At 60.8% G+C, this 20744-nt stretch carries 23 protein-coding genes; 14 read left to right on the top strand and 9 right to left on the bottom strand.

What is annotated here, in order from left to right:
- On the bottom strand, nt 1–1158 hold the full coding sequence (locus F475_RS26040; RefSeq protein WP_018926861.1) for an efflux RND transporter periplasmic adaptor subunit: 1158 nt from the start codon (nt 1156–1158) through the stop codon (nt 1–3).
- A 264-nt stretch (nt 1159–1422) separates the two neighbouring features.
- On the opposite strand from F475_RS26040, the gene emhR reads away from it, so the two are divergent.
- Entirely contained in the window at nt 1423–2055 is a 633-nt protein-coding gene (gene emhR, locus F475_RS26045) for an efflux system transcriptional repressor EmhR (protein ID WP_018926860.1), read from the top strand.
- Between the two features lie 300 nt (nt 2056–2355).
- On the opposite strand, the gene F475_RS26050 is transcribed toward emhR, so the two are convergent.
- The 3 genes from F475_RS26050 to F475_RS26060 are packed head-to-tail and all read right to left on the bottom strand — an operon-like array spanning nt 2356 to nt 4921.
- Complete coding sequence (locus F475_RS26050; protein WP_018926859.1) at nt 2356–3405, bottom strand: alkene reductase; 1050 nt, start codon at nt 3403–3405, stop codon at nt 2356–2358.
- Between the two features lie 21 nt (nt 3406–3426).
- The gene (locus F475_RS26055) at nt 3427–4593 is read right to left on the bottom strand and encodes an MFS transporter (RefSeq protein WP_064619867.1); all 1167 of its coding nucleotides are present in this window, start codon (nt 4591–4593) and stop codon (nt 3427–3429) included.
- A gap of 25 nt (nt 4594–4618) precedes the next feature.
- On the bottom strand, nt 4619–4921 hold the full coding sequence (locus F475_RS26060; protein WP_018926857.1) for a helix-turn-helix transcriptional regulator: 303 nt from the start codon (nt 4919–4921) through the stop codon (nt 4619–4621).
- 155 nt (nt 4922–5076) lie between these two features.
- Between F475_RS26060 and F475_RS26065 the strand changes: the two genes are divergently transcribed.
- Nucleotides 5077–5655 carry an ACP phosphodiesterase gene (locus tag F475_RS26065; RefSeq protein ID WP_111455073.1) on the top strand — a complete coding sequence of 193 codons (579 nt, stop codon included), beginning with the start codon at nt 5077–5079 and terminating at the stop codon, nt 5653–5655.
- 45 nt (nt 5656–5700) lie between these two features.
- On the opposite strand, the gene F475_RS26070 is transcribed toward F475_RS26065, so the two are convergent.
- Together F475_RS26070 and olsB are read right to left on the bottom strand one after the other, a co-directional pair.
- Nucleotides 5701–6492 (bottom strand): 1-acyl-sn-glycerol-3-phosphate acyltransferase, encoded by a 792-nt coding sequence (locus F475_RS26070; RefSeq protein WP_111455074.1) that lies wholly within the window; start codon nt 6490–6492, stop codon nt 5701–5703.
- Nucleotides 6492–7247: an L-ornithine N(alpha)-acyltransferase gene (gene olsB, locus F475_RS26075; protein WP_019580897.1), complete on the bottom strand. Its 756-nt coding sequence runs from the start codon at nt 7245–7247 to the stop codon at nt 6492–6494. Before olsB ends, F475_RS26070 begins: the two co-directional genes overlap by 1 nt.
- A 154-nt stretch (nt 7248–7401) precedes the next feature.
- Between olsB and F475_RS26080 the strand changes: the two genes are divergently transcribed.
- From F475_RS26080 to F475_RS26100, 5 genes are all read left to right on the top strand, one after another.
- The gene (locus F475_RS26080) at nt 7402–8289 is read left to right on the top strand and encodes an acyl-CoA dehydrogenase family protein (protein ID WP_111455075.1); all 888 of its coding nucleotides are present in this window, start codon (nt 7402–7404) and stop codon (nt 8287–8289) included.
- Between the two features lie 65 nt (nt 8290–8354).
- Nucleotides 8355–9449: a serine hydrolase gene (locus tag F475_RS26085; RefSeq protein WP_111455076.1), complete on the top strand. Its 1095-nt coding sequence runs from the start codon at nt 8355–8357 to the stop codon at nt 9447–9449.
- On the top strand, nt 9446–9775 hold the full coding sequence (locus tag F475_RS26090; protein ID WP_111455077.1) for an amidase: 330 nt from the start codon (nt 9446–9448) through the stop codon (nt 9773–9775). The genes F475_RS26085 and F475_RS26090 overlap by 4 nt, the downstream gene beginning before the upstream one ends.
- Nucleotides 9776–9985: 210 nt before the next feature.
- The gene (locus tag F475_RS26095) at nt 9986–10576 is read left to right on the top strand and encodes a YceI family protein (RefSeq protein ID WP_096479639.1); all 591 of its coding nucleotides are present in this window, start codon (nt 9986–9988) and stop codon (nt 10574–10576) included.
- A gap of 1 nt (nt 10577) precedes the next feature.
- The gene (locus F475_RS26100; protein ID WP_111455078.1) at nt 10578–11735 is read left to right on the top strand and encodes a phosphatidylserine/phosphatidylglycerophosphate/cardiolipin synthase family protein; all 1158 of its coding nucleotides are present in this window, start codon (nt 10578–10580) and stop codon (nt 11733–11735) included.
- Nucleotides 11736–11792: 57 nt separating this feature from the next.
- On the opposite strand, the gene bglX is transcribed toward F475_RS26100, so the two are convergent.
- Nucleotides 11793–14084: a beta-glucosidase BglX gene (bglX, locus tag F475_RS26105; RefSeq protein WP_111455079.1), complete on the bottom strand. Its 2292-nt coding sequence runs from the start codon at nt 14082–14084 to the stop codon at nt 11793–11795.
- A 247-nt stretch (nt 14085–14331) separates the two neighbouring features.
- On the opposite strand from bglX, the gene F475_RS26110 reads away from it, so the two are divergent.
- From F475_RS26110 to F475_RS26125, 4 genes are all read left to right on the top strand, one after another.
- Entirely contained in the window at nt 14332–14943 is a 612-nt protein-coding gene (locus tag F475_RS26110) for a LemA family protein (RefSeq protein WP_026286479.1), read from the top strand.
- Between the two features lie 43 nt (nt 14944–14986).
- A complete protein-coding gene (locus tag F475_RS26115) occupies nt 14987–15727 on the top strand; it encodes a YgcG family protein (RefSeq protein WP_019580890.1) in 741 nt (246 codons plus the stop codon).
- 48 nt (nt 15728–15775) lie between these two features.
- On the top strand, nt 15776–16393 hold the full coding sequence (locus F475_RS26120) for a TPM domain-containing protein (RefSeq protein ID WP_111455080.1): 618 nt from the start codon (nt 15776–15778) through the stop codon (nt 16391–16393).
- A gap of 274 nt (nt 16394–16667) precedes the next feature.
- A complete protein-coding gene (locus F475_RS26125; protein WP_064619840.1) occupies nt 16668–17894 on the top strand; it encodes an SAM-dependent methyltransferase in 1227 nt (408 codons plus the stop codon).
- On the opposite strand, the gene F475_RS26130 is transcribed toward F475_RS26125, so the two are convergent.
- The gene (locus F475_RS26130; protein WP_111455081.1) at nt 17884–18798 is read right to left on the bottom strand and encodes a DMT family transporter; all 915 of its coding nucleotides are present in this window, start codon (nt 18796–18798) and stop codon (nt 17884–17886) included. The genes F475_RS26125 and F475_RS26130 overlap by 11 nt on opposite strands.
- 333 nt (nt 18799–19131) lie before the next feature.
- Here F475_RS26130 and F475_RS26140 point away from each other — a divergent pair, with 333 nt between their 5' ends.
- The 3 genes from F475_RS26140 (at nt 19132) to F475_RS26150 (ending at nt 20470) form a co-directional block, all read left to right on the top strand.
- Nucleotides 19132–19713 (top strand): DJ-1/PfpI family protein, encoded by a 582-nt coding sequence (locus F475_RS26140; RefSeq protein WP_018926842.1) that lies wholly within the window; start codon nt 19132–19134, stop codon nt 19711–19713.
- A gap of 14 nt (nt 19714–19727) precedes the next feature.
- Complete coding sequence (locus F475_RS26145; RefSeq protein WP_007935755.1) at nt 19728–20033, top strand: ribbon-helix-helix domain-containing protein; 306 nt, start codon at nt 19728–19730, stop codon at nt 20031–20033.
- 92 nt (nt 20034–20125) lie between these two features.
- A complete protein-coding gene (locus tag F475_RS26150; protein ID WP_064619834.1) occupies nt 20126–20470 on the top strand; it encodes a YegP family protein in 345 nt (114 codons plus the stop codon).
- 48 nt (nt 20471–20518) lie between these two features.
- Here the strand turns inward: F475_RS26150 and F475_RS26155 are convergent.
- Nucleotides 20519–20744 (bottom strand): transposase (locus F475_RS26155; RefSeq protein ID WP_146602955.1); only part of this gene is annotated, 226 nt, incomplete at its 5' end.

A 20744-nucleotide genomic window follows, 5' to 3' on the forward strand; every position in this document is an offset into this window, starting at 1 on the left:
TTACTCCCCTTTGCCGCCGACAGCGACTTTGGCTGCCTGTGCGGGGACCGGGCTCTTGGCGTTGACGTTGGTGGCTTCAGTGGCCTTGACTTCAACACCAGGTCTGACGAATTGCAGCCCTTCAGTGATCAGGCGATCGCCTGCCTTCAAGCCGTCTTCAATCAACCATTGGTTGCCGACAGTACGGCTGGCCTTGAGCTGGCGCAGTTCGACCTTGTTGTCTGGACCGACGACCAGCGCGGTCGGGGTGCCTTTGAGGTCGCGGGTCACGCCTTGTTGCGGCGCCAGAATCGCCGCGCTGTTCACGCCGGATTGCAACTGAGCGTGAACGAACATGCCCGGCAGCAGGGTGTGATCAGGGTTCGGGAACACCGCGCGCAGAGTCACGGAACCAGTGGTCTGGTCTACCGAGACTTCAGAGAACTCGAGCTTGCCGTCCACGGCGTACTGGCTGCCGTCTTCCAGGGTCAGCTTGACCGCGGCGGCATTGTCGCCGGCTTTTTGCAGACGACCGCTTTCCAGTTCGCGGCGCAGCTCAAGCAGCTCCACCGAGGACTGGGTCACGTCGACATAGATCGGGTCCAGTTGCTGGATGACCGCCATGGCGTCGCTCTGGCCGCTGCTGACCAGCGCGCCTTCCGTCACCGACGAACGGCCGATTCGACCGGAGATCGGTGCGTAGACCTTGGTGTAGCGCACGTTGATCTGGGCGGTCTGCAGGGAGGCTTCCGATTGCAGGCGGTTGGCCAGTGCCGTGTCGTATTCCTGACGGCTGACGGCCTGTTCGTCGACCAGTTGCTTGTAGCGATCGGAGATCGACTTGGTCGAACGCAGGTTGGCTTCGGCGCTTTTCAGGGTCGCGTCATAGACCGACGGGTCGATCTGATACAGCTGCTGACCGGCCTTGACGTCGCCGCCTTCCTTGAACAGTCGTTTGAGAATGATGCCGTTGACCTGTGGGCGAACTTCGGCAATGCGGAACGCACTGGTGCGCCCCGGAAGTTCGGACGTCAGGGTGAAGGCTTGTGGTTGCAGGGTTACGACGCCGACCTGAGGGGTGGGTGCGGCAGGTGCCGCCTCTTCCTTTTTACATCCACTGAGCAGCGATGCCAGGGCGAGGGCAGTAACCAGAGCGGTAACAGCTGGCTTGAATTGCATGAAGATCCTCGGGTCAGGCGCGCAAGTTGCGCACAAGAAAGGTGGAAGGTTAAAAAATTTTACCGGGTGGATAAGTAGCTTGCTAAGGAATATACTTACATTCATGCTTGTTTGTAAATACCTTGGCGGCGTACCCACACCGTTACAAAAGCCGTCCAAAGATTTGAATTGTAGGCCTGAGACGAAGCCCGAAAGCGCTCGCCTCACTTCTATTCAGCGGATGCTCAGACATCGCTGAGGCACCCTGATTGAGGTTTTACTGCCATGGTCCGTCGCACCAAAGAGGAAGCTCAAGAAACCCGAAGCCAGATACTCGAAGCGGCAGAAAAAGCCTTTTTCGAGCGGGGCGTGGCACGCACGACGCTGGCGGATATCGCTACCCTGGCCGGGGTGACTCGCGGGGCTATCTACTGGCATTTCAGTAACAAGGCGGATCTGCTGCAGGCGATGCTCGATACCCTGCACGAGCCGCTGAATGAAATGGCCAAGGCCAGTGAAAGCCAAGACGAACTCGACCCGCTGGGCTGCATGCGCAAACTGCTGATTCATTTGTTTCATCAAGTTGCACTGGACCCGAAAACCCGACGCATCAACGAGATTCTGTTTCATAAGTGCGAATTCACCGATGAAATGTGCGACCTGCGCCAGCAGCGCCGAACGGTCAGCCTCGATTGCAATGTGCGAATCGCGCTGGCCCTGAGTAATGCGGTGAATCGCGGGCAGTTACCGGAAAACCTCGACGCTGCCCGCGCGGCCATCAGCTTGCATGCCTACATCGATGGCATCCTGTATCAGTGGCTGTTGGCTCCCGACAGTTTTCAACTGCACATCGAAGCCGAGCGTTGGGTCGACACAGGTTTGGATATGCTGCGCTTGAGTCCCAGCCTGCGCAATTGAAACAAAATGCGTAATTGGATCCGTTTTTGTCAAGGCATGACGCGGGGAATGTCCCTGCTTCGCGCGCCTTTTTGCAATGGGATGCTTTTATATACGTACGTTCGCCAGGTTGATAGGTAGCGAGCTACGTATTTTGTAGGGATTTTGTGTCGAGTATGTGAATGAGTGTGAACGCCCCGGCTACAAGGGCGCCGAATAGCCGACCAAAGGCATCGCATTTGCCTCAGTGACCTTTGATCTTCCTTACGCAAAAGCCCCGGCTCTTTCGAGTCGGGGCTTTTGCATTTCAACGGTCGAGGCTTACAGCGTCGGATAGTCGATATAACCGACCGGGCCCTTGCCGTAGAACAGTTCAGGACGCGGCTCGTTCAGCGGTGCATCGGCCTTCAAGCGCGCTGGCAGGTCCGGGTTGGCGATGAACGGCACACCAAACGCCACCGCGTCGGCCTTGCCGCTGGCCAGCCACTCGTTGGCGCTGTCCTTGGTGAAGCGTTCGTTGGCGATGTACGGGCCGCCGAAGGCTTCTTTCAATTGCGGGCCGAGGCTGTCGGCGCCTTCTTTTTCGCGCGAGCAGATGAACGCGATGCCGCGTTTTCCCAGTTCGCGAGCGACGTAGGTGAAGGTCTCGGACAGGTTGTCGTCGCCCATGTCATGGGAGTCGGCGCGCGGTGCCAGGTGCATGCCGACGCGGCCAGCGCCCCAGACTTCGATCACGGCGTCAGTCACTTCCAGCAACAGCCGCGCACGGTTTTCCAGGGAGCCACCGTAGTTGTCGGTGCGCTGGTTGGTGCTGCTTTGCAGGAACTGGTCGAGCAGGTAACCGTTGGCACCGTGGATTTCCACGCCGTCGAAACCGGCGGCCTTGGCATTCTCGGCCCCCACGCGGTAAGCGTCGACGATGTCGGCGATTTCAGCGGTTTCCAGGGCGCGCGGAGTTGGGTAGTCGGCCAATGGACGAACCAGGCTGACATGGCCTTTAGGCTGGATGGCACTCGGTGCGACCGGTGCTTCGCCGTTCAGGTACGAAGGGTGGGAAACCCGACCCACGTGCCACAGTTGCAGGAAGATCTTGCCGCCCGCGCCGTGGATCGCTTTGGTCACGTTGCTCCAGCCGCGCACCTGGTCGTTGGACCAGATGCCGGGAGTGTCCGGGTAACCGACGCCCATCGGCGTGACCGACGTGGCCTCGCTGAGGATCAGGCCGGCAGAGGCGCGCTGCACGTAATACTCGGCCATCAGCGCGTTCGGCACACGGCCTTCGTCGGCGCGGCAGCGGGTCAACGGTGCCATGATGATGCGGTTGGCCAACTCGAGGTCGCCCAGTTTGATCGGATCGAAAATTGTCGTCATTTAATAGCTCTCTTTTAGCGATTAATGGGTAGCGGGGGCCAGCTCGGCATCGCCGCTCTGACGGAAAGTAATCAGGGTCACCAGCAGGGCGAGCACCGCCAGTGCGGCTGCCGCGAGTGGCACGCGGGTCAGGCCGAAGCCGTGGGCGATGACGCTGCCGCCGACCCAGGCACCGAGTGCGTTGCCGACGTTGAAGGCGCCGATGTTCAGGGTCGACACCAGGTTCGGTGCAGCCTTGCCGAAGGTCACCACGTTGACTTGCAGTGCCGGCACGGCGGCAAAGCACGCGGTGGCCCAGAGGAACAGGGTGATTTCGGTCGGGATCAGGGCCACGCTGGTCCAGGTCAGCACGGTGGAGACCACCGCCATGGTGATGAACACGCCGATCAGCGTCGCCGCCATGCCTTTGTCAGCCAGCTTGCCGCCGATGATGTTGCCGACTGTCAGGCCCAGGCCGATGAGCACCAGGGTCCAGGTCACGCCACGCGGGGAAACACCAGTGACTTCGCCCAACAGCGGCGCGACATAGGTGAACAAGGTGAAGACCGACGCGGCGAACAAGGCGGTCATGCTCAGGGATAACCAGATACCGGCCCCCTTGAGGGCGCGCAGTTCGGCGCGCATGTCGAGTTTCTCTTCATCGCGCTTGGCCGGCAGGAAGCGGATCAGGCCGATCAGCGCAACCACACCGATCACGGTCACTGCCCAGAAGGTCGAACGCCAGCCGGCTTCCTGGCCGAGCGCGGTGCCCAGCGGTACGCCGAGGACGTTGGCCAGTGTCAGGCCGGTGAACATCAGGGCCACGGCCGACGCACGTTTGTTGGCCGGCACCAGGCCTGCCGCCACCACCGAACCGATGCCGAAGAACGCGCCATGGCACAAGGCGGTGACCACACGGGCAAACATCAGGACGTTGTAGTCACTGGCCAGGGCGCAGAGCAGGTTGCCGATGATGAAAATCCCCATCAACGCTACCAGCGCGGCCTTGCGCGGCAGCCTGGCGGTGGCCAGTGCCATGAACGGCGCGCCGATGGCCACGCCCAGGGCGTAACCGGTCACGAGCCAGCCGGCGCCGGGGATCGACACGCCGAGGTCCGCCGCCACATCGGGCAGCAAGCCCATGATGACGAACTCGGTGGTGCCGATGGCGAAGGCGCTCAAGGCCAGAATGAGTAGCGAGAGGGGCATGATTGATTCCTTATCGGCCAAAGGGTCAGAGCTCTTTGCTGAAGGTGCGAAGGAACTCCTGGATGGTTTCCTCGTTGCGTTTGAAAAAATGCCACTGGCCGACTTTGCGGCTGCTGATCAGGCCGGCGCGTTGCAGGGTCGCCAGGTGTGCGGACACCGTGGACTGCGACAAACCGCAACGTTGATCGATCTGCCCGGCGCAGACGCCGTGCTCGTTGCTGTGGGTCTGGTCGGGAAATTCGACGGCCGGGTCTTTGAGCCAGTGCAGGATTTCTCGCCGTACCGGGTGTGCCAGGGCTTTTATTATTTCGTCGAGGTCGAGGTTCATGGCTTGGGGCTCGTGATGAGTAAAACGTTATATCGCGATGGGGCGAACTTTAAATCGGTATTTCGCGATATACCAATATGATTTCGGTCTGATGACTGCGTAAATCGGTATATCGGGTTATAACGATATTGGTGAGGCAGTGCTAAGCTGCGCCCATGAACTATCTCGCACATCTGCACCTCGGTGGCCAACGCCCCGGTCAAATGCTCGGCAGTCTGTATGGCGACTTCGTCAAAGGGCAGCTGCAAGGGCAGTTCGATCCGGAGATCGAGGCGGCCATCCAGCTGCACCGCAGCATCGATGTCTTCACCGACCGTCATCCGTTGGTGGATGTCTCGTTGTCACGGTTTTCCATGACGCGTCGACGTTATGCGGGGATCGTGCTCGATGTGTTTTTCGACCATTGCCTGGCCCGGGACTGGACGCATTACGCGGAACAGCCGCTGGCGCAGTTCACCTCCGACGTTTACCGGGTGCTGTTGGCCGAGCCACAGTTGCCGGAGCGCCTAGCGAAGATTGCGCCGCACATGGTGGCCAATGACTGGTTGGGGGCTTATCAGGAGTTCGAAGTGCTTGAGCAGGTGCTGCGGGGGATTTCACGCAGACTGACGCGACCCGAGGAGCTGGCCGCGGCAATGCAAGAGTTGCGGCGGTTGTATGAACCGTTGAGCGAGGATTTTCGGTTGTTTTATCCGCAGCTTCAGGATTTTGTGCAGAGTCGGCCGGCGACATAAAACCACTGTGGGAGAGAGCAAGCCCGCTCCCACAGAAAAGTGTGTTTAAGCGGCGATGGCGGGGTGAATCGGGACTTGCCGGGGTTCCGGAATCGTCCCAAACAAGGCCTTCTGCACCGCCTGCTGTGCCTCGAACGCCAGCGCCGCGCGTTCCCGATCCTGGCACTCGATCGGCTTGAGCAGATGAATCTCCACCTCACCCCGATCATTGGCGAACAAGCGCATCAGGTGCGACAGCAAATCATCATCGCCAATGAACGGTGCCAGGGTATCCAGCTCGCCGTTGCGCAGATAACGAATCGCCACCGGTTGCAGCGCCACTTCGGAATCGATCGCCGCAGACAGCAAACGACCGTGGAAGGTGCGCAGCGAACGGCCATCGGTGGTGGTGCCTTCCGGGAACATCAGCAGCGGGTGTTCCTGTTCCAGATGGCGAGTCATCTGTTTGCGGATTAACTGACTGTCGCCTGAACCACGGCGAATGAACAGGCTGCCAGCCTTGGCCGCCAACCAGCCCGCCACCGGCCAGGTGCGCACTTCAGCCTTGGACAGGAACGACAGCGGCGTGAGCATGCCCAGCAGCGGAATGTCGGTCCAGGACACATGGTTGCTGACCCAGAGCATCGGCGCCTTCGGCAATTGACCATGGACGGTGACATGAAAGGGCAGGGCATTGCTCAGCCGCGCCATGAAAAACCGCGACCAGCGCTGGCGACGGACCATCGAATGGGCAATCCCCAGTCGTTCGAACGCGCCGAACACACTGGCCATGGTCAAGCCCAGCGCCACCACCATCAGCACTCGCGCAATTCGCGCGTACACCCGCAAGCGGCTCATTACACAGCCGCCTTGAAGTGCTTGGCGTAACGCGGGCAGAGCTCGTCGCGCTTGAGCAGGATGAACACGTCGGCCACCTGGAAGTCTTCGTCCCAGCACGGCTCGCCGCAGATCTTTGCGCCCAGGCGCATGTAGGCCTTGAGCAGCGGCGGCATTTCGGCGATGACGTTCGATGGAATGTCCAGCGTCGGCAATGGCTTCTTCGGCTCGGCCCGCAGGTGTTCGGTGCACAGGTAGCGTTCGCGCAGGCGTTGCATGATCGCGTGGGCCTGGATGCCGCCGTCCTGCATCGGAATGCTCGCGCAACCCATCAGATAGCTGTAGCCGCCCTGGTTCAGCACTTCGGCCAGTTCACCCCAGAGCACGGCGATGGTGCCGCCGTTGCGGTAGGCCGGGTCGACGCAGGTGCGACCGATTTCCAGGATCGGGCCTTTCAGATGAACCAGGCCATGCAGGCTGAATTCTTCTTCGCTGTAGAACTTTCCCAGGCTGCTGGCGGCCGTGTGGTCGAGCAAACGAGTGGTCGCCACCAGGCGCCCGGTGTTCAAGTCACGTACGCCGATGTGGGCGCAGTGAACATCATAGTCATCCATGTCCAGACCCAATTCCGCGCCTTTCAGCCTGGCGTTGAATTCGCCGCTGAACACGTTGAAGCGCAAGGCCTGGGCTTCCTGCAGTGCCTCGGCGCCCACCAGGCGTTCGGCTTGCAGGCGGCGTTCATTGCCGGTGTCGCTGATGCGGGCGATCTGAGTCATTGCGAATCTCCGTACGGGCTGGCCACCCGTCTTGGGTTGCAGCCGATCGACTTTCTTTATGCAGCCGTGTTGTGCAAAGTCAGGCTATGTAGCCCCGGTGTCATCGCCATGAAGCTTTGGTGATGCTTATATGACAGCCCACAAGGAGCCTCTTATGCCCTGGCAAACCCTGTTGAACCGCAGCGATCGCCTGCCCGCCGACCCCGACCTTGGCGAAGGCTTCGCGACCTTGTTGCACCGCTTGGGCACGGTCACCCCGTTCGAATTGGCGGTGAACGGCGGACGCCTGATGGCGACTCCGGGGTTGGCGTTTCTGGTGGGGTATCAAGCGGCGTTGCGGATGCTCTGGCCGAGCGCGCCGCTGAGCCTCGGTGCGTTGTGCGCGACCGAGCAGCGCAGCTTGCGGGTGGCGGACATGCAGACCCGGCTGCGGGATCTGCGCTTGAGTGGGCGCAAGGATTTCGTCACCGCCGGCGATGCCGCCGACTGGCTGCTGGTCGCCGCTCGCAGCGAAGAGCCAGGCAGCGATCCGCGCCTGAGTCTGGCGGTGGTTTACCCCGGCGAACCGGGCGTGCGTCTGGAGAAACTCGCGCCGTTGCCGTTGATGCCCGAGATTAGCCACGGTCGGCTGTTTCTCGACAACGCGCTGTGCGAATTGCTGGCGGGGGACGGCTGGGATGCTTACGTCAAACCGTTCCGCACCCTGGAAGACATTTATGTGCTGAGCGCCATGACCGCGTGGCTGTTCGGCATTGGCCAGGACAACGACTGGCCGCCCACCTTGCAACTGCGTTTACTGGCGCTGCTGGCCGGGTGCGCGGAAGTCAGCCGCCAGGCGCCGAACAATCCGGCCGGGCATGTGTTGCTGGGTGGGTTGTTTGCGCAATTCGACGGGCTCAAGGCTGAAGTGAATCAGGCCATGACCGACGGCCCGCCGCAGTGGGCGGCGATGTGGCAGCGCGATCAGGCCGTGATGGATCTGGCGGCAGGGGCGCGGGGCAAGCGGTTGGCCAAGGCGTTGGCGGGATCTTCGTTAGGGTGACGGGCCTCCCAAAACTGTCATCAACCTCGACTAGGCTCAGCAGGTTCATCCTCCGAGCGTCCTCCATGTTCAAAGGCTTGTCGCTGATTTCCATCCTGCTGTTCAGCTTCACGGCCCAGGCCGAAAACTGGCCGGCCGAGCAATGGTTGCCCGGCCCGACAGTCACCGGTCCGGCCCTTCAAGCCTTGGAGAACTACGCTTTCCCACCCCGCAACGACACCACCCGCGAGGGCATCCGCACCGATGCCTTGGTGGTGATCCATGACGGCCAACTCGTCTACGAGCGCTACGCCGACCCGACCCGTGCCGACACCCCGCACCTGACCTGGTCGATCAGCAAAAGCCTGTTGGCCACGGTGCTCGGCGTGGCCTATGGCGAAGGTCTGTTCAACTTGCAGGACCCGGTGGTGCAGTTCTATCCAGCGCTGGAAAAACACCCCGCCATGACCATGGCCGACTTGCTGCACTGGGCCTCGGGCCTGGATTGGCAGGAAGACTATGAGTACGCACCGTTGAAGTCCTCGGTGGTGGCGATGCTCTACACCCGAGGTCATCGCGACATGGCTGCGTTTACCGCCGACCACGACGCGTACGCCAGGCCCGGTCAGGCCTTCCGCTACTCCAGCGGCGACAGCAATCTGCTTTCCGCCGCGTTGAAAGCCATTGTTGGCCCGGCCCGATATCCGGATTATCCGTGGACCGCATTGTTAGAACCCTTGGGCATTCGCGGCGCGGTTTGGGAAGTGGATGCCACGGGGACATTTGTCGCCTCGTCCTATGCCTACCTCACCGCCCGGGATCTGGCACGGGTTGGCCTGTTGATGGCGCGCCACGGTCGCTGGCGCGAGCGGCAGCTGCTGCCCAAGGCGTGGGTCGACTTCAGCCGCGAGCCGTTCGCCCACTACCGAGCCAACCAGGATGAAGCGGTGCCCGGCGGCCATTGGTGGCTCAATCGCGCGGTGGACGGCGCGGCACAACCCTGGCCCGATGCGCCCGTCGACACCTTCGCCGCGCTGGGCCATTGGGGCCAGGCGATGTACGTGATTCCCAGCGAAAAGCTGGTGATCGTCCGCTACGGCGATGATCGCGATGGAAGTTACCGGCACAACGAACTGCTCAAACTCGCGCTCAAGGCGTTTGCCATGAAGGTGCAGCCATGAGCCGTCGCAGTTTTATTCGCCGTCGGCCGATCAGCACATTGTTGCTGGTGCTGCTGATCGCTTTGCTCGGCTGGGGCTGGCAGGAACGCGTGGCGCTGTGGGCTTTTCCCGACATCATCAGCGCTTACACCGCCAAGGAATACTGCTCGTGCCAGTATGTGATGAACAATCCGGCGGCGTATTGCCAGGGTTATGTGAAGCAGTATTTACCCATCAGCGGTTTCGTCGATGATGCCGCGAGCAAGCGGGTGACGGTCGGCGGATTGGGGCGCAGCAACAGCGCCGCTTGGGTTGGCGAACGGCAGGGATGTCGGTTGATCCCTTGAAAAGATCGCAGCCCATGTAGCAGCTGCCGAAGGCTGCGTTCGGCGGCGCAGCCGTCGCCAGGACCGGTCACCGCTATCTATTTGAAACACCACAATGCATGGTTTTACGACGGCTTCGCCGCCGAACGCAGCCTTCGGCAGCTGCTACAGGTTTGCAACTGACTCGCGGACAGTTAAGGTTCGCTCAGGTTTATCTGCCCCCGAGTTTCTATGTTCAAGCGGTTCATCTACAAAACCCTCGCTTCCCTGCTGCTGGCCGGTGTCACCGTGTCGGCCCAGGCCAATTGGTATCTGGACGGCGAGTCCTCGCGGCTGTCGTTTGTCAGCACCAAAAACGCCAACATCTCCGAAGTGCAGCGCTTTCTGGTGCTGCATGGCAAGGTCGACCCCAAGGGGCTGGCCGAGGTGGAAGTCGAGCTGGAGTCGGTTAATAGCGGCATTCCGCTGCGTGACGAACGCATGCGCAAGGAACTGTTCCAGATCCAGACGTTTCCCGAGGCGCTGATTACCACGCAAATCGATTTGCGGCCAATCAACGACCTGGCGCCCGGTGCGCAACTGGAACTGCGCTTGCCGGTGACCGTCAACCTGCATGGCAAGCAACACCAATATAACGCCGAACTGCTGGCGACCCGTCTCGATGACCGGCGCTTTCAAGTAGTGACCCTCGAGCCTTTGGTGATCAGCGCCGAAGATTTCGACCTGGCCCCAGGCCTGGAAAGCTTGCGCAAGCTCGCCGGTTTGTCGGCCATCAGTCTGTCGGTACCGGTGGGTGCGGTGCTGATTTTCACGGCGCGCTGAAATGCGTGGTGCAATTTTTCCATGGCGCGAAGGCAATCGCTTCGAACTGCTGATCGACGGCCCGCAGTTTTTCCCGCGCATGCTGGTGGCGATTGCCCGCGCCGAAGAACAAGTCGAGCTGGAGCTGTACCTGGTAGAGGCAGGGGCCTGCGCCGAGGCGATGGTTCAGGCGCTGGTCCAGGCGGCCGAGCGTGGCGTGCGGGTACGCTGTCTGTTCGATGACTATGGCAGCCTGGCCTTCACCCTGACTTTGCGTCAGCGCCTGATGGCCGCCGGGGTCGAGTTGCGTTTTTACAATCGGCTGAGCTGGCGACGCTGGGTGGGCAACTTCTATCGCGATCACCGCAAGTTGCTGCTGGTGGATCAATCCCTGGCGGCCGTCGGTGGCACCGGGGTCACCGATGAGTTCTGGTCACCGGGCGAAGACACCTGCGAATGGCACGAAGTGATGGTGGAAATCACCGGTCCCCTGGTCATCGACTGGCAATTGCTGTTCGACCGCCAATGGATCGCCAACCGCTATCGGCGTGCCTGGAAACCCGTTTCACACTTCGGTCTACCGCGCCTGCCGCGAGTGCCGGTGATGGGCGAGGGCATGGGCCGGGTCGCTTATGCCGACGCCCGCCAGCACCGGGACATTCTGCAATCGCTGATTCGCGCGCTGAACAGCGGCAAGCAGCGAATCTGGCTGGCCACGCCCTATTTCCTGCCAACCTGGAAAGTCCGCCGCTCGCTGCGCCGGGCGGCGAATCGTGGCGTCGATGTGCGTCTGCTGCTGACCGGGCCGCGTACCGATCACCCGTCGGTGCGCTACGCCGGGCATCGCTACTACCCGCGACTGCTCAGGGCCGGGGTGAAGATCTTCGAATACCAGCCGTGTTTCCTGCACCTGAAAATGGTGTTGATCGACGATTGGGTGAGTATCGGCTCATGTAATTTCGATCACTGGAATCTGCGCTTCAATCTGGAGGCCAACCTCGAAGCCCTGGACCCAGGGCTGACCCGAGCGGTGGCGGCGAGTTTCGAGAATGACTTTGCCTTGAGCCAGGAAGTCAGTCTTGAGGCGTGGAAGCGCCGACCGTTGTGGCGGCGGGTCAAGCAAAGGGTTTGGGGATGGGTGGATCGGGTGGTGGTGAATCTGCTGGATCGGCGGGGGTAGGTTTTTTAGATCCAGATCATTCCCACGCAGAGCGTGGGAATGATCAATTAAGCGGGGTTACAGCAACTCAAAGCTCTGCTGCGTCACGTCCTGTGAGTCCAGGCCGATCTCCACGTTGAACTTGCCCGGTTCCGCGGCGTACTTGAGCTGGGCGTTGTAGAACTTCAGGTCATCCTCGGTGATGGTGAAGTGCACGACTTTCTGTTCGCCGGCCTTGAGCAGCACTTTCTGGAAGTTCTTCAGTTCCTTGACCGGGCGGATCATCGAGCCGGTCACGTCCTGGATGTACAACTGCACCACGGTTTCGCCGTCACGCTTGCCGGTGTTCTTCACCACGACGCTGGCGTCGAGCTTGCCGGTCTTGTTCAGCGTGGTCGACGACAATGCCATGTCGGTCAGGCTGAACTGGGTGTAGCTCAGGCCGAAGCCGAACGGGAACAGTGGCCCGGTGGTGTCTTCGAAATACTGCGAGGTGTAGTTGCCCGGTTTGCCGGGAGTGAACGGCCGGCCAATGCTCAGGTGGTTGTAGTAGGTCGGAATCTGACCCACCGAGCGCGGAACGGTGATCGGCAGCTTGCCCGACGGGTTGTAGTCGCCGAACAGCACGTCAGCGATGGCGTTACCGCCTTCGGTGCCGCTGAACCAGGTTTCCAGAATCGCGTCAGCCTGCTCTTTCTCTTCGAGAATCGACAGCGGACGGCCGTTCATCAACACCAGCACCAGCGGTTTGCCGGTGGCTTTCAACGCCCTGATCAGCTCGCGCTGGTTGCCCGGGATGTTCAGGTCGGTGCGGCTCGACGATTCGTGGGACATGCCACGGGATTCGCCAACCGCAGCCACTACCACATCAGCATCCTTGGCGGCTTTTACCGCTTCGTCGATCAACACGTTGGCCGGGCGCGGATCGTCCACTACTTCCGGGGCATCGAAGTTGAGGAAGTTCAGGTAATCGAGGATTTTCTTGTCGTCGGTGATGTTCGCGCCACGGGCGTAGATCAGCGTCGACTGCGCGCCGAGGGCATTTGTCATGCCGTCGAACAGGGTGACCGATTGCGCAGGTTTACCGGCGGCAGCCCAACTGCCCATCATGTCGATCGGTGCTTTCGCCAAAGGGCCGACCAGGGCGATTTTCGCGGTTTTCTTCAGGGGCAGGGTATCGCCCTGGTTCTTCAGCAACACCAGGCTGCGACGCGCGACATCACGGGCCCCGGCGCGGTGCAGGCGGCTTTCGGCGTAGGTGTCGGCCGGGTCATCCTCGGCCTTGCCGATGCGCAGGTACGGGTCTTTGAACAGACCCATGTCGTACTTGGCGGCGAGCACTTCGCGCACGGCGTTGTCGATGTCTTTCTGTTCGATCTCGCCGGATTTGAGCAGCCCCGGCAGCTCTTTGCCATAGAGCGTGTCGTTCATGCTCATGTCGATGCCGGCCTTGATTGCCAGCTTCGCCGCTTCACGACCGTCGCGGGCGACGCCGTGTTTGATCAGCTCGAAAATCGCCCCGTGGTCGCTGACTGCCAGGCCCTTGAAGCCCCATTCCTTGCGCAGCAGGTCGTTCATCAGCCAGGTGTTGGCGGTGGCCGGTACGCCGTTGATCGAGTTCAGCGCAACCATCACCCCGCCGGCACCGGCGTCGATGGCGGCGCGGTAGGGCGGCAGGTAATCCTGGTACATCTTGACCGGGCTCATGTCGACGACGTTGTAGTCACGACCGCCCTCGACCGCGCCGTACAAGGCAAAATGCTTGACGCTGGCCATGATGCTGTCGGCCGCGTTCGCACCGCTGCCCTGCAAGGCTTTGACCATCACGCCGGCGATCCGCGAAACCAGGTAGGTGTCTTCGCCGAAGCCTTCGGAGGTGCGGCCCCAGCGTGGGTCGCGGGAGATATCGACCATCGGCGCGAAAGTGATGTCGAGGCTGTCCGCCGCGGCTTCCTGGGCGGCGATGCGCCCGGACCGGCCAATGGCGTCCATGTCCCAGCTCGAGGCCAGGGCCAGGGGAATCGGGAAAATCGTGCGGTGGCCGTGGATCACGTCATAGGCGAAGAACATCGGGATCTTCAACCGGCTGCGCATGGCTGCGTCCTGCATCGGACGGTTTTCGGCGCGGGTGATCGAGTTGAAGGTGCCACCGATATTACCGGCCGCGATTTCCTTGCGGATCAGTTCCCGAGGCATTTCCGGGCCGATGCTGATCAGGCGCAACTGGCCGATCTTTTCATCGAGGGTCATTTGTTTCATCAGATGGCTGATGAAGGCGTCCTTGTTCTCTATCGGTGCGGGCGTCGTGGCGGCCAATACGGTATGACTGGCCAGGCTGACGAACAGGCCCAGCAAACACAGCTTCTTCATGAATGTTCTTCTCAAAAGGCCCAAGCGGCAGTGAATACGCGCCGGTCAGCCAAAATTTGGGGAGCGACTATTGTTGTTTGGGTATTGCTCAGAAAAATGCAGCACACTTCTTACTGTTTTTTCGCTGGGCATCTTTTAGCCCATTGGCTCGATGCAATCCAGTAGCGGCGCAGATTATGCCCCAAGAGCCGGGGTCAAAGTTCGCCGGTTGTTTTATCAACGCAATGTGCAAGGGAGCATCAACCAGATGAATGTACGACACCCCTATCGGTCGAGCCTGCAGGTTGCAGCCTTGATGTTGCTGACCGCTCTGCTGGCCGGTTGCGGCATCAACACTATCCCGACCCTCGACGAACAGGCCAAGGCCGCGTGGGGCCAGGTGCAGAACCAGTACCAACGCCGCGCCGACCTGATCCCCAACCTGGTGGAAACCGTCAAGGGCTACGCCAAACACGAGGAAGAAACCCTGACCGCAGTGGTCGAAGCCCGGGCCAAGGCGACGTCGATCCAGGTGGATGCCAGCACGCTGGATAATCCGGAAAAACTCAAACAGTTCCAGCAGGCGCAGGATCAGCTGACCGGCGCGCTGAGTCGGTTGATGGTGGTGTCCGAGCGTTATCCTGACCTCAAGGCCAACCAGAACTTCCTGGCGCTGCAATCGCAACTTGAAGGCACCGAGAACCGCATCGCCGTGGCGCGTCGCGACTTCATCCTCGCGGTGCAGAAGTACAATACCGAGCTTCGTACCTTCCCCGGTCGCTTGTGGCACACCGTGTTGTACAGCGACTTGCCGATCCGCGAAACTTTCGAGGCCACCAGCCCCGGTGCCGAAAAAGCGCCTGAAGTGAAGTTCCAGTAGGCGCCGGACCGGGTTTGAAGTGCCACCAAGGAAGAGGTTGCCAATGCGCGTGATGAAAGTGGGCCTGATGCTGTTGTTCTGGGTCTTTGCCCTGACGGCCCAGGCCGGGTTGAAGTTTCCGGAACTGACCGGACGGGTGGTGGACAACGCCCAAATGATCGAGCCAGCGGTGCGCGAGCAGCTGGTTCAGCAGCTTAATGCCCACGAGAAGTCCACCGGCGAGCAGTTGGTGGTGGTCACGTTGCCGGACCTGCAGGGCGCCGACATCGCGGATTTCGGTTATCAGCTGGGACGCTACTGGGGCATTGGCCAGAAGGACAAGAACAACGGCGCGCTGCTGATTGTCGCGCGTGCCGAGCGAAAATTGCGGATCGAAGTCGGTTATGGCCTGGAAGATCGCCTGACCGATGCGCAGAGTTCGGTGATCATCAATCAGGTGATCACGCCGGCGTTCAAGGCCGGCAATTTCAGCAAGGGCATCAGCGATGGCGTTTCGGCGATGCTGGTGGTGCTGGGGGGCAATCCGCTGAACGAGCCGTCGACGGTGTATGAGCCGCGTGGCAATCAGGAAAGCGATTTCGTTGCGCGGCATCCGGGGGTATTCGTGTTCCTGGTGCTGCTGTTTATCCTGACGATCTTCGTCGGCCAGATGTTCGGTATTCTGCCAAGTGGAGGGGGTAGAGGCCGGGGTGGTTTCGGTGGCGGAGGTTTTGGCGGCGGTGGCGGGGGCTTCAGTGGCGGCGGGGGCAGTTTCGGCGGCGGTGGTTCGTCGGGCGGCTGGTGATGACACGGCGGGAAACACAACAACAATAGCGAGCAGGCATTCATAAACATGGCATTACTGACTGAACACGAACAACGCAAAGTCGCCGAGGCGATTGCCCGGGTCGAGCGCGACACCGACGCCGAACTGGTGACAGTGCTCGCGGCCCGCGCCGACGACTATGCGTATATCCCGCTGCTCTGGGCCAGCCTGTTGGCGCTGGTGGTGCCGGGTATCGTGCATTACCTGACCGGTTGGCTGACCATGCACAGTCTGTTGCTGGTGCAATGGGTCAGCTTCATCGTGTTGTGCCTGGTGTTCCGGATTCCGAAAGTCACCACGCGCCTGATCCCGCGCTCGGTCCGTCACTGGCGTGCGTCGAACCTGGCGCGTCGGCAGTTCCTGGAGCAGAACCTGCACCACACCGTGGGCGGCACCGGCATGCTGATTTTTGTCTCCGAGGCCGAGCGTTACGTGGAAATTCTGGTGGATGAAGGGATTTCCAAACGGCTGGACAACAAGAATTGGGACGCGATTGTGGAGACGTTTACCCAGCAGGTGAAGCAGGGGCAGACGTTGCAGGGGTTTGTGACGTGCATCGAGGCGTGCGGCGAGTTGCTCAAGGTGCACGTGCCGGTGACCCAGGTGCGCAATGAATTGCCGAATCGGTTGGTGGTGTTGAGCTAAAAACCAGATCCCGGCAATGACGCGTTCTTGTAGCAGCTGGCGCAGCCTGCGTTCGGCTCGGGCCGCGTTCGGACGAAGCAGTCGCTAATTCGCTTGGATACGGTCTATCTGATACACCGCGTATTTTGATTTTACGACTGCTGCGCAGCCGAACGCAGGCTGCGCCAGCTGCTACGGATCGCACCGTTTGGTAAATAACTGCGTGTCCCGAACGGCCATCCCCCCTAAAATACCCGCCATTCCCCGATTCGCACCGCCCGAGGCCGTTTTTTCCATGTCTGTCACCGCCACTCCCGCCAGCCTCGCGCCGGATCACCACGCCCAGTTCATCGACCTGCTGCAAACCAGCCTGGACGCCAATGCCTTCATCAAACTGGTGCTGGCCAAGTACGTTGGTGGCGAAGCGGACTTGCAGCGGCTGATCATCAAGCAGCTGACGGTCAAGGATCAGCCGTGCCTGTCCTTCGTCTACCGCTACAAGACCCGCGACATCACCAAGAACCTGCCGATTGCCGAAGGTGTGGCGACCATTGCCGCGCTGTTGCCGGCATCGTTCAAAAATGCGCATTTACTGTCACTGACCGACGAAGCCCAGCTCGAATACAGCAAAAAGGGCAAATCTTCGCTGTTCAAGAGCAAACCTCAGCAATTGCGTGAAGTGCCGTCCGCCGAGCACAACCGCGAGAAGAACCGCTTCCTCGACCTGAACCGGCCGTTCCTCAAAGACCTCGGCGTGACCAACGCCCAGCATGAACTGATCCCGGCGATGTCGCGCAAGTGGAAGCAGATCAACAAGTTCATCGAAGTCTTCAGCCATGCGCTGACCTCCTCGCCGCTGGCGCTGGACAAACCGGTGCGAGTGGCGGATTTCGGCTCGGGCAAGGGTTACCTGACGTTCGCGATCCATGACTACCTGCGCAACACCCTGAAAGCCGAGGGCGAGGTGACCGGTGTCGAGCTGCGTGAAGACATGGTCAAGCTGTGCAACAGCGCGGCGGCGAAGCTGGAACATCCGGGGCTGGTGTTCAAATGCGGTGACGTGCGCAGCGTGGCGCCGAGCGAGCTGGACGTGATGATCGCGTTGCATGCCTGCGACATCGCCACCGACTATGCGATTCACACCGGCATCCGTTCCGGCGCTGCGATCATCATGTGCTCGCCGTGCTGCCACAAGCAGATACGCCTGCAGATCCAGAGCCCGGCATTGCTCAAGCCGATGCTGCAATACGGCCTGCACCTGGGCCAGCAGGCGGAAATGGTCACCGACAGTTTACGTGCGTTGTTTCTGGAAGCCTGCGGCTACGAGACCAAGGTGTTCGAGTTCATCTCACTGGACCACACCAACAAGAACAAGATGATTCTGGCGGTCAAACGCGCCGAGCCGGTGGACCCGGCTCAGCTGTTGGTGAAGATTCAGGAGCTGAAGGATTTCTACCACATCAGCGAACATTGTCTGGAAACCCTGCTGCGGGCTGACGGGTTCCTGGTCGCTAAGGCTTGAGCTGAACTCCCGCCGGTAACGTGCCCGGTTGCGCCGGGCGCACTGCGGTCTTGCGCCCGAGCATCACCGTCACGATCACCCCGGCCGCAAACAGCCAGGTAATCGGCTCGACGTGCTCACCGAAGAACAACGCCGAGAACGCGATGGTGAAGAAGATCTGCAGCAACTGGATCTGACTGACCCGGGCGATGCCGCCCATGGCCAGCCCGGCGTACCAGGCAAAGAAGCCGATGAACTGCGAAAACAGCGAGACATAACCGAAGGCCCACCAGGTCCTGGCCGAAATCTCGCCCTGATGTTGCAAACCCAGGTACAGCACCGGCCCGATCAGCAGCGGCGTCGACAATACCAGCGCCCAGCAGATCACCTGCCAGCCGCCCATCTCCCTGGCCAACCGGCCGCCTTCGGCATAGCCCAACCCACCCACGGCAATCGCCCCGAGCATCAGCAAGTCACCGGCCTGAATACTGCCGGCTCCGCTGATCAGCGCATAACCGAGCACCAGAGCACTGCCCAGCGCGGCGCAGGCCCAGAAGGCTTTCGATGGACGCTCATGGGACAGCCACGCGGCATATAGCGCCACGCACAGCGGTTGCAAGCCGTTGACCAGTGCGCCGTGGGAGGCGGGTAACGTCTGCATGGCCCAGGCCGACAGCACCGGGAAGCCGAGGATGACCCCGGCGATCACCAGTGTCAGGCCTTTGACCTGTTTCCAGGTGGGCCACTTTTCCCGGCGCCACAGCAACAAGAGCGCTGCTGGAATCGCCGCGAACAGCGCCCGGCCGAGGCCGTTGAGCAGCGGATGGAGTTCTTGCACGACGATCCGTGTGAAGGGCAGGGTCAGGCTGAAGATAACGACGCCGAGCAGGCCGAGGGCCATGCCGGTGTTTTCGCGCGAGGACATGATGGCAACCAGAGTCGAGGGTGGCGGGAAGAGTCATAAACCGGGGGCGTTGCTCTGTTACAGCTAGGCGCAGAGTTATGCGTACAGTTGGGGGTAATGCCTGTGGCGAGGGGGCTTGTCGGAACGCCGCACCGCCCCGTTCGACTGCGCAGCAGTCGCAAAACCAGAGAGCCTGGTTGACCGGATTAGGGCCGCTTCACGACCCAACGGGGGCAAGCCCCCTCGCCACAAAAACCATTGCGTCCGTAGTAACTGGTTATTACCCGACCCGCCGGATAAGGACTACCTTGAATACTCCTGCAGGCCCACGCATTTTCCAGAGGAGTCCTCCCCATGGCTGCTAAAAAAATCCTGATGCTGGTTGGCGATTACGTCGAAGACTACGAAGTGATGGTGCCCTTCCAGGCGCTGCTGATGGTCGGCCACACGGTGCATGCCGTTTGCCCGGACAAAACCGCCGGCCAGACCGTGCGCACGGCGATCCATGACTTCGAAGGCGACCAGACCTACAGCGAAAAACCCGGTCATCTGTTTGCCCTGAACTTTGATTTCACCAAGGTCGATGCGGCGGACTACGACGCGCTGCTGATCCCGGGCGGTCGTGCGCCGGAGTACCTGCGCCTGAACGAAAAAGTCCTGGCGCTGGTGCAAGCGTTCGACAAGGCTGGCAAACCGATCGCCGCCGTGTGTCACGGCGCGCAATTGCTGGCCGCCGCCGGTATTCTTGAAGGTCGCGAGTGCAGCGCCTACCCGGCCTGTGCCCCGGAAGTGCGCCTGGCTGGCGGCACGTACATCGATATCCCGGTGACGGAAGGCCACGTTCAAGGCAATCTGGCCACAGCCCCGGCCTGGCCGGCGCACCCGAGCTGGCTGGCCGGTTTCCTCGGGTTGCTGGGCACCAAAATCACGCTGTAACGAGGGACCTGTTCATGTGCGAGCTCTACGTCAAGGCCGATCCGATTCTCTACGAATCGCGCTCCCGCTCGCTGCGCATCTGCGGGGTGGTGACCACCCTGCGGCTGGAGAATCAGTTCTGGGACATCCTCAGTGAAATCGCCGAGGTCGACGGCATGACCACCAATCAGTTGATCGCCAAATTGTATGAAGAGGTGATGGACTACCGCGGCGAGGTGGTGAATTTCGCCTCGTTCTTGCGGGTCAGTTGCATGCGCTATTTGAGTCAGCGCCGAGTGCAGGCGCCTGAGTTGTCGGTGGTGCGGGCGGTGGTGAAGTAGGGCGGTTTTGTTTGGACCTTACCGGCGACAGAAAACCTGGCTTGGTCTTTACTCTGAAGCGCGAAACCTCTCAATCGCCAAGGAGAACAAGCATGTCTGGATGGTACGAAGTGAGCAAAACCAGCAATGGTCAGTTCAAGTTTGTGTTGAAAGCGGCCAACGCCGAAACCATTCTGGTCAGTGAGCTGTACACCACGCGCGGTGCGGTCGATAGCGGAATCGCCTCGGTTCAGGCCAATAGCCCGCTGGACGAACGCTACGAGAAAAAAAACACCAAGGACGGCCATCCTTACTTCAATCTGAAGGCCGGTAACCACGAGATCATTGGCAGCAGCGAGTCTTATTCATCCGATGCCGCGAGGGAAAAAGGCATCGCCAGCGTCAAGGCCAACGGTCCGACCACGGTGATCAAGGACAAGACCTTGCCGGTGTTCTAAATACACCGCATACCCACTGTGAGAGATTCTATGGTTGAGGGGAAACCCTCAACTTGCTTTCGGCTGGTATTCGCTCTGCCCCTTCAGTAGCGCGAATACGACCCGAGCAAGTTTACGGGCCAGAATCACCAGTGCCTGAGTGGTGCTGAACCCTTTAGCTCGTTGCTCTTCATAAAAACCTTTCCAGGCTGCTGTTCGGCTGGCCGACATGGCTGCATTGTGCAAAAGTCGGCGCGCCTCCGGATCACCTCGTTTTGTCAGACTGCGACGACCG

The organism is Pseudomonas sp. URMO17WK12:I6, from assembly GCF_003253625.1.
Lineage (GTDB): Bacteria > Pseudomonadota > Gammaproteobacteria > Pseudomonadales > Pseudomonadaceae > Aquipseudomonas.

Coding starts and splice junctions, on each gene's coding strand:
- F475_RS26145 (WP_007935755.1), top strand. CDS start 19,728: ATGTGCGAGCTCTACGTCAAGGCCGATCCGATTCTCTACGAATCGCGC.
- F475_RS26050 (WP_018926859.1), bottom strand. CDS start 3,405: ATGACGACAATTTTCGATCCGATCAAACTGGGCGACCTCGAGTTGGCC.
- F475_RS26040 (WP_018926861.1), bottom strand. CDS start 1,158: ATGCAATTCAAGCCAGCTGTTACCGCTCTGGTTACTGCCCTCGCCCTG.
- F475_RS26055 (WP_064619867.1), bottom strand. CDS start 4,593: ATGCCCCTCTCGCTACTCATTCTGGCCTTGAGCGCCTTCGCCATCGGC.
- F475_RS26125 (WP_064619840.1), top strand. CDS start 16,668: ATGTCTGTCACCGCCACTCCCGCCAGCCTCGCGCCGGATCACCACGCC.
- F475_RS26065 (WP_111455073.1), top strand. CDS start 5,077: ATGAACTATCTCGCACATCTGCACCTCGGTGGCCAACGCCCCGGTCAA.
- F475_RS26150 (WP_064619834.1), top strand. CDS start 20,126: ATGTCTGGATGGTACGAAGTGAGCAAAACCAGCAATGGTCAGTTCAAG.
- bglX (WP_111455079.1), bottom strand. CDS start 14,084: ATGAAGAAGCTGTGTTTGCTGGGCCTGTTCGTCAGCCTGGCCAGTCAT.
- F475_RS26140 (WP_018926842.1), top strand. CDS start 19,132: ATGGCTGCTAAAAAAATCCTGATGCTGGTTGGCGATTACGTCGAAGAC.
- F475_RS26085 (WP_111455076.1), top strand. CDS start 8,355: ATGTTCAAAGGCTTGTCGCTGATTTCCATCCTGCTGTTCAGCTTCACG.
- F475_RS26070 (WP_111455074.1), bottom strand. CDS start 6,492: ATGAGCCGCTTGCGGGTGTACGCGCGAATTGCGCGAGTGCTGATGGTG.
- F475_RS26110 (WP_026286479.1), top strand. CDS start 14,332: ATGAATGTACGACACCCCTATCGGTCGAGCCTGCAGGTTGCAGCCTTG.
- F475_RS26090 (WP_111455077.1), top strand. CDS start 9,446: ATGAGCCGTCGCAGTTTTATTCGCCGTCGGCCGATCAGCACATTGTTG.
- F475_RS26095 (WP_096479639.1), top strand. CDS start 9,986: ATGTTCAAGCGGTTCATCTACAAAACCCTCGCTTCCCTGCTGCTGGCC.
- olsB (WP_019580897.1), bottom strand. CDS start 7,247: ATGACTCAGATCGCCCGCATCAGCGACACCGGCAATGAACGCCGCCTG.
- F475_RS26080 (WP_111455075.1), top strand. CDS start 7,402: ATGCCCTGGCAAACCCTGTTGAACCGCAGCGATCGCCTGCCCGCCGAC.
- F475_RS26130 (WP_111455081.1), bottom strand. CDS start 18,798: ATGTCCTCGCGCGAAAACACCGGCATGGCCCTCGGCCTGCTCGGCGTC.
- F475_RS26060 (WP_018926857.1), bottom strand. CDS start 4,921: ATGAACCTCGACCTCGACGAAATAATAAAAGCCCTGGCACACCCGGTA.
- emhR (WP_018926860.1), top strand. CDS start 1,423: ATGGTCCGTCGCACCAAAGAGGAAGCTCAAGAAACCCGAAGCCAGATA.
- F475_RS26100 (WP_111455078.1), top strand. CDS start 10,578: ATGCGTGGTGCAATTTTTCCATGGCGCGAAGGCAATCGCTTCGAACTG.
- F475_RS26115 (WP_019580890.1), top strand. CDS start 14,987: ATGCGCGTGATGAAAGTGGGCCTGATGCTGTTGTTCTGGGTCTTTGCC.
- F475_RS26120 (WP_111455080.1), top strand. CDS start 15,776: ATGGCATTACTGACTGAACACGAACAACGCAAAGTCGCCGAGGCGATT.